This is a genomic window from Microbulbifer variabilis (assembly GCF_052468405.1).
This window is the reverse complement of sequence record NZ_CP174343.1, coordinates 1817035-1830558: the sequence shown is the minus strand read 5'-3', so window position 1 is coordinate 1830558 and position 13524 is coordinate 1817035. Positions and strand designations below refer to the sequence as shown.

Annotated in this window: 10 protein-coding genes; 7 read left to right on the top strand and 3 right to left on the bottom strand. The window is 47.1% G+C overall.

The window, feature by feature from the left end; genetic code table 11:
• Nucleotides 1–20: 20 nt before the first annotated feature.
• Together ACJJJB_RS08405 and ACJJJB_RS08400 are read right to left on the bottom strand one after the other, a co-directional pair.
• Nucleotides 21–2534, bottom strand: a complete 2514-nt coding sequence (locus tag ACJJJB_RS08405) for an ATP-dependent DNA helicase (RefSeq protein ID WP_445366052.1) — start codon at nt 2532–2534, stop codon at nt 21–23.
• Nucleotides 2535–2536: 2 nt separating this feature from the next.
• Nucleotides 2537–4195 (bottom strand): VRR-NUC domain-containing protein, encoded by a 1659-nt coding sequence (locus tag ACJJJB_RS08400; protein WP_445366051.1) that lies wholly within the window; start codon nt 4193–4195, stop codon nt 2537–2539.
• Between the two features lie 459 nt (nt 4196–4654).
• Here ACJJJB_RS08400 and ACJJJB_RS08395 point away from each other — a divergent pair, with 459 nt between their 5' ends.
• Nucleotides 4655–5794 carry a hypothetical protein gene (locus ACJJJB_RS08395; RefSeq protein WP_282953490.1) on the top strand — a complete coding sequence of 380 codons (1140 nt, stop codon included), beginning with the start codon at nt 4655–4657 and terminating at the stop codon, nt 5792–5794.
• A 98-nt stretch (nt 5795–5892) separates the two neighbouring features.
• Nucleotides 5893–7044, top strand: a complete 1152-nt coding sequence (locus ACJJJB_RS08390) for a hypothetical protein (protein WP_282953491.1) — start codon at nt 5893–5895, stop codon at nt 7042–7044.
• A gap of 916 nt (nt 7045–7960) precedes the next feature.
• Here the strand turns inward: ACJJJB_RS08390 and ACJJJB_RS08385 are convergent.
• Nucleotides 7961–8377: a YbaN family protein gene (locus ACJJJB_RS08385; RefSeq protein ID WP_020412792.1), complete on the bottom strand. Its 417-nt coding sequence runs from the start codon at nt 8375–8377 to the stop codon at nt 7961–7963.
• Between the two features lie 454 nt (nt 8378–8831).
• On the opposite strand from ACJJJB_RS08385, the gene ACJJJB_RS08380 reads away from it, so the two are divergent.
• The 5 genes from ACJJJB_RS08380 to ACJJJB_RS08360 all read left to right on the top strand — a co-directional run bounded on the left by ACJJJB_RS08380 (nt 8832) and on the right by ACJJJB_RS08360 (nt 13524).
• Nucleotides 8832–9923 carry a hypothetical protein gene (locus ACJJJB_RS08380; RefSeq protein ID WP_445366050.1) on the top strand — a complete coding sequence of 364 codons (1092 nt, stop codon included), beginning with the start codon at nt 8832–8834 and terminating at the stop codon, nt 9921–9923.
• 343 nt (nt 9924–10266) lie between these two features.
• A complete protein-coding gene (locus ACJJJB_RS08375) occupies nt 10267–11442 on the top strand; it encodes a 4Fe-4S dicluster domain-containing protein (RefSeq protein WP_020412790.1) in 1176 nt (391 codons plus the stop codon).
• On the top strand, nt 11439–11921 hold the full coding sequence (locus tag ACJJJB_RS08370; RefSeq protein ID WP_020412789.1) for a cyclic nucleotide-binding domain-containing protein: 483 nt from the start codon (nt 11439–11441) through the stop codon (nt 11919–11921). Before ACJJJB_RS08375 ends, ACJJJB_RS08370 begins: the two co-directional genes overlap by 4 nt.
• The gene (locus tag ACJJJB_RS08365) at nt 11918–12724 is read left to right on the top strand and encodes an FAD/NAD(P)-binding protein (protein WP_445366049.1); all 807 of its coding nucleotides are present in this window, start codon (nt 11918–11920) and stop codon (nt 12722–12724) included. The genes ACJJJB_RS08370 and ACJJJB_RS08365 overlap by 4 nt, the downstream gene beginning before the upstream one ends.
• On the top strand, nt 12700–13524 hold the full coding sequence (locus ACJJJB_RS08360) for an NADH-quinone oxidoreductase subunit B family protein (RefSeq protein ID WP_020412787.1): 825 nt from the start codon (nt 12700–12702) through the stop codon (nt 13522–13524). The genes ACJJJB_RS08365 and ACJJJB_RS08360 overlap by 25 nt, the downstream gene beginning before the upstream one ends.

Genomic DNA, 13524 nt, shown 5'->3' with positions numbered 1-13524 from the left:
CAGTTTTTTCGTGAAACTGCCTATTTCAGCCAGCTATGCCAAAAAGCCTCCAGACTTTTCGAAAGTGCTGTACCGTTACTGCATATTTCGAGATTCCAGTGTTCCGGATAAAGTGACTGATAAAACCTGTCAGTGAAGCGATAATCAGCCAGGACAATCACTCCACGATCCGATTCTGAGCGAATTACTCGCCCTGCTGTTTGCAAAACCCTGGTTAACCCTGGATAGCGGTAGGCAATATCAAAACCAGTACCCACCGTTTTTGGGGTTCCATCATCAAAACCCTTGCGGATCAACTCCTGCTCTTCATTAACTTGTGGCAGGCCGGTACCCACAATGATGGTACCGATCAGTTTATTACCCACATAGTCTACGCCTTCTCCAAAAACTCCCCCCATAATTGCAAAGCCCAAAGTACGGGAACCTTCAGTGAAGGCTGCCAGGAATACTGCGCGCTGGCTTTCACTGGCCCCAGGTTCCTGCTGCAATAAATCCACTTCAGGAAAGCTTTGCTCAAATGCGACTGCCACTTGTTGGAGGAATCGGTACGAGGGGAAAAACACCAGATAGTTACCTGGATGGCCCTGGTAAGTACGAGCGATGATCTCTACCAAGTTTTCTGTAGCCTGATTACGTGATTTATAGCGGGTATCAACATATGGACAGAGGAAGACGCCTTGCTGTGATGGAAGAAAGGGAGAGGGTAGCTTCATGTATGGAGCCGAGCTGTTCACCCCCAGTTGCTGAAAGATATAATTTGCCGGGCGCAAGGTGGCAGAAAATAAGATAACTCCATGAAACTGGCGAATAGTTTGCTGGATATACCCGGCGGCATTCAAACAAAGCAGCTTGAACTGCTGCTCCTGCCAGGGCGTGCCCGCGTCAAATACCCGAGTGAGAGCTTGATGTTGTTCAGATAAGTCTTGCTCAATACATACATAGCGGTAAATGGACTTTAGCCATTCGCTAATTTCCTCTGGCGGTGATTGAGAGCTCTCCCATAGCTCACTGACTGTTAAGAGCACTTTATGGGCTGCCCTGGAAACGGTCACCGGCTGGTTTTCTGGCGATGTGAGAGAAGTCACCCACACTTCGGTGCCTGATTTGTTTAATTGAGCGTGGCTTTTGTTGGTGGCTTCAGGATCTTTAAGCTGTTTAACCCACCGGTCAATCGCCCTCACCAGTGCCTGGATGCTGCGCTGCAGCTTGGGGTGACTTCCTTTACAGCTTGCCGCGGCACGGCGGGTTTCCTTGCGGCTCAGGGTCACACTGTACATATCACAGGCGCGGTCACTGAGATTGTGGGCTTCATCCACAAGTAGCGCACGGCGCTGGCTCTGCTCCTGTAGAGCCGTCAGTCGCACTAGGGGATCAAATACATAGTTAAAATCGCATACTATGAGGTCTGCCCAAGGCAGCATTTGCAGGGACAGCTCGAAGGGGCACAGCTGCAATTCTTCTGCGACTTTTGCCAGCAGTTGCGGAGAGAGAAGAGGTGAGCCTAGAAGTTTCTTGCGCGCAGCCGGCAATCGGTCAAAAAAACCTATTGTGCGTGGGCAAACACCCTCCTGGTCGCGGCTACACATACCAAGACTACAGGCACAGGTTTTTTCCCTGGCCTGTATTTCCAGCAGGGATAACTCTAGGCCACGCTTATGTAGGCTCTCTACGGTTTCCCTGACCACCTGCCGTCCTGAGTTTTTTGCAGTAAGGTAAACCAGCTGGTCTAGCTGCTTTTCTCCTAGGGCCTTGATGGCAGGGAATAGGGTACTGATGGTTTTACCGATTCCCGTGGGCGCCTCTGCGACCAACTCGCCACCATCTCTCAAACAACGATAGGTGGCTACGGCTAGCTGACGTTGGCCTGGCCGATACTTGGGAAAGGGGAATGCCAGGGCTTGGGCACTGGTAGCCACCTGTTGACGATGCTCCTGCCAGCTCTTGTGCCATTGGATATAATCTGCAAGCGCAGCGAGGGTGAAACTCTCCAGTGCTTCCCAGTTGAACTCTTGCAATTCCGGGTAAGGCTTCTTCTCTTTAAGGTTGTACCAGAGCATTTGCAGTGCCACACGATCGCTGCCCTCACCGGTGCCTCCTTGCCCATGCCTTTGCTGGAACAGGTAACAGAATCCGTAGACTTTTAGCTGAGCCCACTGCAACTGCCGAATAGCCTCTGGTAATTTGGAAGGAGGGCAGTAAGTGGTTTTGATCTCATCGATCTGTACAGGGGTATGCAGATCTGCCTGCGGGTGAAAGATATCCACCCTGCCAGTAAGAACCACATCATAGCCTTCACATCGTACTTGAACTTGCAATGGATATTCAGCTTCACTGCCTTTGGGGCGCTTCTTTTGCAGTTTCTTGTGTGTGCGAATGCCCTCTTGGGCGGAGGGGCCGGAACCTGCGTCATTAATCAGGTCGCCGCTTCGACAGGAAAATGCGACCAGCTCACCAACCGAAAGGTGCAGGAATGAGGCCTGTATAGTAGCACTAATGGTTGTCGTTGAGTGGAGTTCTGTGGCCGCTTCATTCAAGACTATAGCCACTCCACGTGAATTACCCTATGGGGCACCCGCTGGCTGGCAAAAAATGTAAGCCAGCGTTGCTGGTTTTGTTGCAGCCGATCTCCGGGCCCTTTCACTTCTATCAGTTCGTAGTCCCCAGCTGCAGGAAACAGGATAAGATCCGGCAGTCCGTTGCGGTGATGGGCAATATCACTCAGTATCCGTTGGAAGAGGGAGCGCCAATGGGAGGTTGGTATTCTTTCCATTGCGGTAGTTACTAATTCCTTGGGCAGAGCATCCCAGGCAACCAGCGGATTGGAAATCCCCCACTTATCGCGATAGCTACACCATACCCTCTCTCGCAGGGTATCTTTATCCAGTTCAGCCAACCTCTGATCAAGTAGGGTACGGCGGGAAAGATAGAAGTCAGCTGTCCTGAAGTCACTGGGAGCAGACTGGAAGGGGTTAAAGAAAGCCCCTGGTATCGATGCAAACAAGATGTCCCAGATATAGAGACCAAGAATGCCGTTTAGCAAGCAGTTCTCAACATAGTAACAATTGCCCTCTGACAACTGTTCCAGGTGTAAGGCAACCTGAATCTCAACTCGCTCAGGACTCTGGGGCAGGACTATCGTTTCCGTAGGAGGGCGATAGCGCTTCGGCGCTGGCCATTCTTTAGCGCAATCCAGGTCTTTGGCTGTACGGTGGCCAAAACTCTCGGCAAATATTTTTTCTGCTTCATCCAGAGGCGCTTCAAGAATCTGCTGACAAAGTCCAAGCCCTTTGCCAGTATCGCCATTCTTAATTGCAATACGTGCGCGCCTCTCTCTAGCCGGTGGCCGTTGGCACATTTTGTATAGCCGATCTGCTGCCGCTAGTTCACCCATACGCTCTAGCTGACGGGCCAGTTTTAAACGCAGGCGATCCAGGCGCCGGTGAAGCGCGGCATCCCCCGTTATTCCTGATGGCAGCTGCTCTGCCAGGGTGAGGATATCAGATGTCTCGCCTGTCAACGCCTGTTCGGCCAGATCCAGACAATGGTAATAGTTCAAATGCTGATCTATCTGTTCCCGGTTCTGGAAAGGCAGATTTTGTAGATCCAATGGATAATCTTCGTAACGGAAAAGCCCCAGATCCCGCAGAACATAATCTGTCAGGTCCTGGTTAAGGTTGCCAAAGAAGCAAAGCTTGAAGGTTTCAAAGCAACTGGCGTGCTGAACAGCTAATAAGGTATCAGCGGCCAGTAATTTGTGTATTCCAGAATCCACGCCATGTTCCATGAGGGCAGCTATCAGGTCAGCTCGCTTAAGTGCTTTTGGTAGAGGCTTGTTACTCGCTCTGAATAGTTCAGGCTTGGTGAAAAGAGGTAACAACTCCTGGTTAGATATCTGAGGGTTTAGTCGCAATAATCCACTTACCTCCAGTTCCCGACATGCATGCTCCAGATCTTCTATTTCTGCATATTGCAATTTACTGAGACGGAACAAGGCCCCAGCTGATGAGGGGGCGCCTTTGCGAGACAAAAGTCTTACATATAGTTTTTGGCCACTGATGCCAAGTGACATAAAGCGCTCGTAAAATTGATCCTCTCCTGCTGACAGCAATGATTTATAACGGGCTGTGACAAACTTCATCAAGGTTAAGAAGTTGGTCAAGTAGTAATCAGCAGGAAGCTCTACGGCGACAGTCATGGGGATATGGGCAACAAAAAAACTGTATGGTTATACAGCAAGTTGATTGGATGGACAAATTCCTCGGCTGACCCACCAATCACCATCCGTTCACCACATGCGCATAGCTATTTGGAGAGGGTTTAGAGTCAAGCTGTGTCCAAGGGGGTTAACTGCCAAACTCCAGGCTTTTTTCTCAGTAAAACGGCCCTTCTTTCCCATGGTCGGAAGAGGTGAGATCGTCCAGGCTTACTGCACGATTTATAAACAAATTCGCAATGGTTCTGCTGTACGTGCGGCTTTGAGCAAATCTAATGCCTCAAGAAGTTAGCAGTTACGGGAGCCACCCATCCATTGAAAGCTCTATTCCTGATTGAATTCAGAATCTGGAGTTACCACCAGCCCCAATTCACCGGTCAGTCCACCCCTTTGGATTGGTATCCCCTTTATTAGCGTCAAAATATTGTAAAAGGAGTTACTATGAAGACGTTAAGACCGATCGCAGCCACAGTACTATTCGCTGTTGGCAATATTGCAGTCGCCAACACTTCCATTATTAACCAGATAGGTAATGGAAATACCGCAACTCCCGATCAAAGTGATCCTACTGTCAGCAATAGCCTGATTGTTCAAACCCAAATTGGGGATGACAACACCTCCACAGCAACCCAAGCGACAAGCACAACCAACAGTGCCGCCATCCTTACTCAGGTTGGCTCTATGAATACTGTAACTACCACGCAGGAAAACACAACCGATAGTAGTTTAATTCTTGTCAATCAATTTGGGGATAACCATGTAGCGGATGCAAGCCAGAATAATAATATTTCTCAAACGGTTGGCGTTATTATACAAAGTGGTAATTCCAATACCGCAACGATGATACAACAAGAAGACATCACAGCAAGCGCGGTTTTTGTTAGCCAATTTGGTTCTGGAAACTCTGTCTTTCTGGAGCAACTACAAAGAGTTGATCTCAGTCTTTCGGTAGTAAATCAGGTGGGAGACTCAAACTCCACCATCTTTGAGCAGGATCAGGATGTCGTATTCAGTACCGCCTTAGTGAATCAATTTGGTTCATCCAATATGGCTGATATGGAGCAAGATGAGACTATTACTGCTAGCTTTGCCTCAATTCAGCAAGTAGGAACTAACAATACTGCATTTAATGAGCAGGAAGAGGACATTTCATTTAGTTTTGGCTCAGTTATCCAACTTGGTGATTCAAACTTCGCAGATATTGACCAGGAAGCACTTATATCAACCACAGGGCTACTATTTCAATCAGGCTCCTCCAACTTTGCGAGACTTGATCAGGGTGAAGATTTTTCTGGCTCTGAAGCTGTGTCCAGTTTTGCCTCTGTTACCCAATTAGGTTCACTGAATGAAACTGATGTAGATCAGGGGACAAGTGGCTCAGCATTTTTCAGCACATTAATTCTGTTACAGTCTGGAGCTATGAACACCTCTGTTATCGGTCAAAACGATACAAACTCAAGCAGTATCCTAGCCTCCCAATTTGGAACCTCTAATGATTACCTTGCCAGTCAGGCTGGCTCCAATGAGTCAATCACTGCAATCCAAATTGGTACAGGAAACACGGGTACAAACCTGCAATAGTTTCGGGTGATCCCTGGAAAGGGTCTCCGTAACAGCTGACTACTCCAAATTGTTAGCCAGCTTTCTCTCTGAGAGTTAATGAAGTAAAAGGACTTGTCATGAAAAGGTTAACATCAATAGCCGCAGCGCTATTAGTGATTGTTGGCAATAATGCTATAGCGAACAACAATACTTCCATTGTTATACAGCAAGGAAACGGGAATACTGCAAATCCTGACCAAAGTGATCCAACAGTCCACGACAATCTTATTGTTCAAACCCAAATTGGTAATAGCAATACCTCTACCGCAACCCAAACAACCAACACTAACGGAAGTTCTGCCTTCCTAACCCAGATTGGCTCACTGAATACAGTAACGTCTACTCAGCAAGATGGCACAACTACCAGTACAGTAATTGCCACTCAGGCTGGAAACAACAATACCCTGGATTTTTTGCAAGGTGATGCCACGTTGAGCTCAGCCACAATTATCCAAGGTGGCGAAATGAATAGTGCAGTCGTAAATCAAAATGACGATATAAACGGAGGCATTATCCTTATCAATCAGCAAGGCAATTCCAACGACATATTTCTAGACCAGCTTCAAAGGGTGGATAGTAGTATCTCTATTGTGAATCAAATCGGTGATTCAAACTTTGTAAATTTTGACCAGGACAGGGATGTAACCACAAGCCTGGCATCAGTATCCCAGGTCGGTAGCTCAAACAGTGCTTCCATGGAACAGGATGAAGTCGTTACTTCCAGTATTGCAATCATTGACCAGAATGGCACATCAAACTTTGGGAATATAGAACAGGAGGGCGATCAGGGTGCCGTAGTTTCCAGTGTGGCGGTAGTGGTGCAAACTGGAGATTCAAACACTGGACGCGTAGACCAGGAGGCAACAACTTCCTCGACAAGCCAGATTATTCAATCTGGGACCTCTAACTTTGCCGACCTGGATCAGGGCAATGAAAATGTGCCATTAACAACCCTTTCTAGTTTTGCGTCCTTGGCTCAAACTGGAACCTCAAATACAGCAGACGTGGATCAAGGCATATCAGGTTCTGTCTTTTTTAGTGTGCTAATCGCAAATCAGATTGGTGAACTCAATGATGTCAGCCTTTCCCAGAATGGTACTGTTAGCAGCAGTCTTATAGTTACACAAATTGGCACATCCAATATGGAAACAGCCGTGCAATCTGGTACAAATGAATCAATCAGCGTTACTCAACTTGGCACCGGCAATATGGGAACGCACTTGCAATAGCTTTGTGCCACGTTTCTATTATTGAATAATAGCCAGCTATGTAATCACTAAGACATTTGTGACTATACGCGCTGGCTTTTACTTCATGTATCGTAGGACTTTGCGATACCTAAAAATAATAAACCACAAAAAAAGTACAATTGGGGAAATACACAACAGGATTAACTGGTTTCTCAACACTGCCATATTCATAGTGGCAACTACCGTCCCTATTTCATAAATGTCTGTCACCATTATGAGTGGCAGAAAGAACCCCCAAAATCTCGGTGTGGCGATTCGCCTTGCAAAGGCCAAACCATAAAAGCCAACAAAATAGGTGCTATAGATAATGAAGCTGGCAATCAACCACCAAACCGATTGATTGTATTCATTCAGAACGAATGCTTCATATTGAGACAAGATTTCAATAGGTAGCAGCAAAAAAAACAATATCTTCCAGGTGAAACTGGATTTATAGATATATGTTTCATCACTGAGAGAATTTTCCGTTGCCTGATACACATCCTGCATAAAACATCCTTGTTGTTATTGCCTAGTGAGCAAAGTTTATTAAATTGCTCTTGTAGCCAGATCTTCTCGATGCTTTTCCATTATAAAGAGCGCCGGGGCACACCAGGCGTCCCAATCAACAGAAGGGCGCAGAGGATATTCCTCTCAACGTCAATGTCAACCGCTTACAACACCAATTTAACCACATTGAGACATTAATCTTTAACTTTGTTGTTTTTATTCAAATTCATACTGTTTGAAGTGGTTTTTGACGAGGTAAATACCTACTTTGGGGTAGTCGCCTAATGGTAATAAGTTGAAGATTTTATTTGTCATAAAGAGTCAGGTGTCACAATCTATTCGGTACAAATATCCCATTTACAAGTTAGGAAACCAAAAACTATAAAGGCCACTGAATAATGCTTGTTCACTTTTTGGGTTCAGGCCTCGTCCATATCCAAAGCATTGCGCAACCAATGCCACCCACGATAAAGATTAATAAGTAGAGATTACTGAAATGATGAAGGGCAACGGCCATGGACAATAGCATTGTTAATGTTGCCAGCCACTTGGTTCTACGACTGATATGGCCGCTCCGCCAGGTTTTTATCAGGTTCCCAAATAGATGGTGATCCTCAATCCATTGATGCAAACGCTCTGAGCTACGTGAAGCTGCCCAGGCACTTAGAACAATAAAAACGGCTGCAGGCAAGCCCGGCAATATAACCCCAATTATCCCCACTATCAAAAAGAAACAGGCTAGGGCACCCCACAACCAGCGCAGCCACCCTTTAGCCAATGGGGGCGTCGATGTATAAGCGATATCATCGCTGCTCTGTTTCAAAGTTATATCTCCTGACCCCTATTTTGAACAAGGAAGATAATCCAGGTATCTATTCAAATAGAACCCTGATTTTTCCTGATTAAGCCCAGTATTAAATAGGACCTCCACCTCCTAGATTGACCCAATACTAAGGGAGAGTGGCGCTACAATCCAGCTCAATACAGGATCCAGGGCGGCCTATCAGTCATTTCTTATTTCCAAACTTTCTTCTCATGTAAATAGGATTTTCTTCCTACAGCATACAAGCGCCACTGGCACTAATCTTTATTTATTGTCTCCATACCTAACGAATTAATGCCATTATGCGTCAATCGGCATGGAAGTTACTGATCGATCTTAAGGAAATTTACAAAGTATTTCCCGCCCGATTACCCATTCGGCTGCATTTCAGATTTAAGAGCTTGCTTTAAGCATGCCAGAACAAACGAAGCCCTTTTATACAAAGGTCGTTAATATGAAATCTCACGCTCAATTCCTGACTATAGCCGCACTGATGTTCAATGGAAGTGTTTTTGCCGCTAACAATTCGGTAGATCTGTATCAAACCGGATGGGAGAATATTGCAAGCTCAATTCAAGCGGGCGCAAATACAAATGGAAATGTCAGTACATTAATCCAAAACGGGACCAGTAACTCCGTTACCACTTATCAAGTGAATAACAGCTTAAATAATACAATTTCCACTACCCAGAGCGGAACTGGTAATTTGATTCCAGTCATTGAGCAAAACAGTAGTAATGAAGCATCAGTTAAAATTCATCAAGTTGGTGACGACAATCTGGCAGAAACGCTACAAAATAATACTGTATCCAGCGCAATAACTTTTTTACAGGAGGGAAGTGGAAACCAATCTTATAGCTCGCAGGTAAATTCAAATAATGACAGTTTACTAATCAGTCAAAAGGAATCCTCGAACCTGGTTTCAGTTGTTCAGAAAACGACAACAAACAATACGATCGTAATTAATCAGCATGGGGATAACAATAGTGCAGAAGGAGGCCAGATAAAAGAAAGCTCTGGTAAAGTGGTGGTCTCTCAAAAAGGTAACTCCAATTCAGCAGAGTTTCTGCAAACCTTGGGTCTAGCGAATACGTTGTCAATTAGCCAGGATGGAGACAGCAATAACGCAACAACGTCACAAAGGTCTATTTCTAACAGCGTTGCCTCAACGACACAAACCGGACTATCAAACACCGCGATAATCGAGCAGGAACTACTTTCCAACGGTATTGCTGAGATTAATCAAACTGGTGATACAAATGTTGTCTCAATCTTACAAGCAGGTTCCTACATTCAAGCTTATTTAAGCCAAGAAGGTGCAAATAATTCCTTGTCTATCACCCAGGTAGGGAGTTCTCATTCTGTCGTAGCCAACCAAACCGGTTCGCTAAATACGGCAACAATTAACCAGCTTGGAGCATCGAATGTTGTAGTGGTCATTCAGGCTGGCGCATCGAATGCATTAAATATCAACCAGGCTACTAATGGTAATACTGTTTACACTACTCAGGATGGAACGGGAAATATCATCGTAGTTTCGCAATAGCAGTATTATTTAGTTAACTATGAACAATAGAAATATAGGAATTTCTTACTAAGCTGATTACCCCTATATGTTTAAACTTTATTCCCAGCTTTTTGAGACCTTCTTCCTAAAGATAACTTCCGCAACCCAGCGCTATACTTCCAGTGTCACCTCTATTTTACCTAGAAAGCCAGACAAGCAGTAGGAACTCTCTAAGGATGAAATGCTGTAGAGGTGACTCCACTTCAACTTTAACGACAAAGATTTGAAAGCATTCTCCGCCTAATTAGCTGTTCAGCTGAGTTCCTTATCAATCTACTCTCAATTGCAATCCTAAGCGCTATTCGCTTCAGTGGTGAGTAAGATGAGAGTTGGCAGCATGGCTAACCTGGGCCAAATTGATTCAGCAAATATGGATAGCTATGAACACCTGTTACAAGCTGCCGACCTGGATGACTTAATTCAAGCGATCCTCGAGCATGGATATGAGGTGTATGGTCCTACATTGGTCGATAAGGCCATCACTTATGGCAAGATTCTCTCGTCGGCCGATCTACCCCAAGGTTGGACTGATGAACAAGAAGGGGGGCATTACCGGGTAAAGCGCCGTACGGACAATGCCTACTTTGGCTATGTCGTGGGGCCCCACTCGTGGAAAAAATACCTGCAATTACCTCATCGACCCATTTGGAAATCCTCTCGTCAGGAACAAGAAGTTCAAATTATCGAAATCAAGGAGGACGTCCCCAAGCTGGCATTCCTCGGCGTGCGTAGCTGTGAGCTACACGCCATTGCTATCCAAGATCGTGTCCTGATAGAGAGTGACTACCCCAACAGTAATTATCGAGACAGAAGAAGTGGGCTATTTACCGTAGCAGTAAACTGTACCACTGCGGCTCCCACATGCTTTTGCACGGCTATGCAAACAGGTCCTGCCGTGACTCTTACCAGTGATCTAACGATGACAGAAGTATTGGAGGGTAAGCGCCACTTCTTTTTGATTGAAAGCGGTACCGAGTTAGGAGCGCAGATCCTGGCGCAGTTACCCCTCAAGCCCTCCACGGTAGAGGAGAAGCAGCAGGCACAGAAGGGCATAGAAAGCGCTGAAACTCAAATGCGACAGGGACCGCGTCACTTCGATAGCTCTGATCTAAAGGAGTTACTGTACCGCAATTTTGAGAGCCCCAGTTGGGATAAAGTGGCGGAACGGTGTTTATCCTGTGCCAACTGCACCATGGCCTGCCCTACCTGTTTCTGTTCTACCGTTGAAGATACTACAGACCTCAGCGGAGAAAATGCCGAGCGCTGGGAGCGCTGGGACTCATGCTTTACGTCGGACTTCAGCCATATCACCGGGGGCTCGGTGCGCGCAGACACGCGCTCACGCTATCGGCAGTGGATGACACATAAGCTTGCTACCTGGCATGACCAGTTTGATAGCTCTGGGTGTGTAGGCTGCGGCCGCTGTATCACCTGGTGTCCGGTGGGTATCGACCTGACAGAGGAAGTCAGGACTATTCGTAACCTGGAACAGCCATGAAGACTATTGCCAACCTGCTGCATGAACACCCTTTCTTTCATGGTTTGCCAGAAAGCGATCTGCAGTTTCTTGCCTCATGTGCGGAAAACTGCGTCTACCACGAGGGAGAACATCTCGCTAAGGAGGATACGCCGGCCAATCATTTCTTTCTGATCCGCAGTGGGCGGGTGGCGGTAGAAACCTTTGTGCCTAACCGCGGCGCCTTATGCCTGCTGACCCTACACGGCGGCGATATTTTCGGCTGGTCCTGGCTCTTTCCACCTTACATTTCAGCCTTCGATGCACGTGCTCTGGAGGAAGTTCGCAGCATACGCCTCGGTGGCGCCTGCTTGCGGGAAAAGTGCGAAACAGAACCTCGTCTCGGCTTCGAATTGATGAAGCGCTTTGCCCGGATTGCAACCGAGCGATTGCAGTCCGCTCGTATTCAATTACTCGATATCTATGGCTCCACCCCACCTGAGCCGGGTACGACTCCGTGATCCCCGAAGTCTACAAGGTGATTCACAGGCAGGAAGAGTACCCGGGAACCTTCACCTTGCATCTAGAAAGTCCGGCATCACCCCCCATGGTCTATGGGCCAGGCCAGTTCAATATGCTCTATGCCTTTGGTACTGGTGAATCTGCTATTTCATTCAGTGGTCTGGAAGTGGAGGAGGGTCTGTTGGTTCATACCATTCGGGCACAAGGGACTGTGACTCGAGCACTGGCGCGATTAAAGAAAGGGGATTCACTGGGAGTTCGCGGCCCGTTTGGAAGAGGTTGGCCACTACAGGGCATTGAGGGCAAGGAGCTGCTGCTTATAGCAGGTGGCCTGGGCCTGGCACCTTTGCGACCTGTCGTTTACAGGGCTTGGCAAGGGAAACTGAAGGCCAGTCGGGCCCGGCTTTTCTACGGTGCACGTCGCCCAACAGAGCTTCTTTATGGAGATGAAATTCCACACTGGATAGCAAAGCTGGATGTGGTGATGTCTGTTGATCACGGCGACAACGCCTGGCCTGGGCATATTGGCGTCATTACTGATCCTCTACAGGCTTCTGATATCGACGGCGCCAATACGGTCGCTTTCCTGTGCGGGCCGGAAATTATGATGCGCTTTTGCATTCAGGTGCTGCTGCGCAAAGGGGTTCCTGAATCTGCTATCTACCTTTCTATGGAGCGTAATATGAAATGCGCCATTGGTCTCTGCGGACACTGCCAATGGGGGCCAAACTTTATCTGTAAGGACGGCCCCGTATTCTGCTACCAGGATATCCGCGCATGGTTCCAGATCCACGGCTTATAGCAACCGAAAAGGGGAAACCCAAGCTGGCGGTATGGAAGTTTACTTCCTGCGACGGCTGCCAACTGAGTCTGCTTGACTGTGAAGACGAACTCCTATTGCTTGCTGAGGAAGTGGAGATTGCCTACTTCCTGGAAGCGTCCAGCAAGGTGGAGGAGGGACCCTATGATATTTCCCTGGTGGAGGGCTCAATCACCACACCTGATGATGTACAAAGGATTCAGAAGGTCAGAAAGCAATCCAGGTTCCTGGTTTCTATTGGCGCCTGTGCTACCGCTGGGGGCATCCAGTCTCTGCGCAATTTTGCCGATGTCACTGAATTTACGTCCGTTGTGTATGCCCGGCCTGATTACATAGCAACCCTGAAAGATTCCACACCTATCTCTGCGCATGTTCCGGTGGACTTTGAGTTACAGGGTTGCCCAATCAACAAGCTTCAATTGTTGGAAGTAATCAGTGCATTTTTGAATCAACGGGCACCGCAGGTTTCTGCACACTCCGTTTGTATTGAGTGCAAGTTGAAAGGCAATGTCTGTGTCTGGGTGGCTCACGGTACCCCCTGTATGGGGCCAATCACCCATGCAGGTTGTGGCGCGCTATGTCCAAGCTATAACCGTGGCTGCTATGCCTGCTATGGCCCCAAGGAAAACCCTAATGGAGAATCTCTTTGCCACTGGTGGGCAGAAAAACTGGGTACAGACAAAGCAACAATTATTGAAAATATTAGAAATTACAATGCATTAGCAGGTTCTTTTAAGAAAATAGGTGAAAGTCTGGAAGTGAATAAAAAACGTACTACTTAA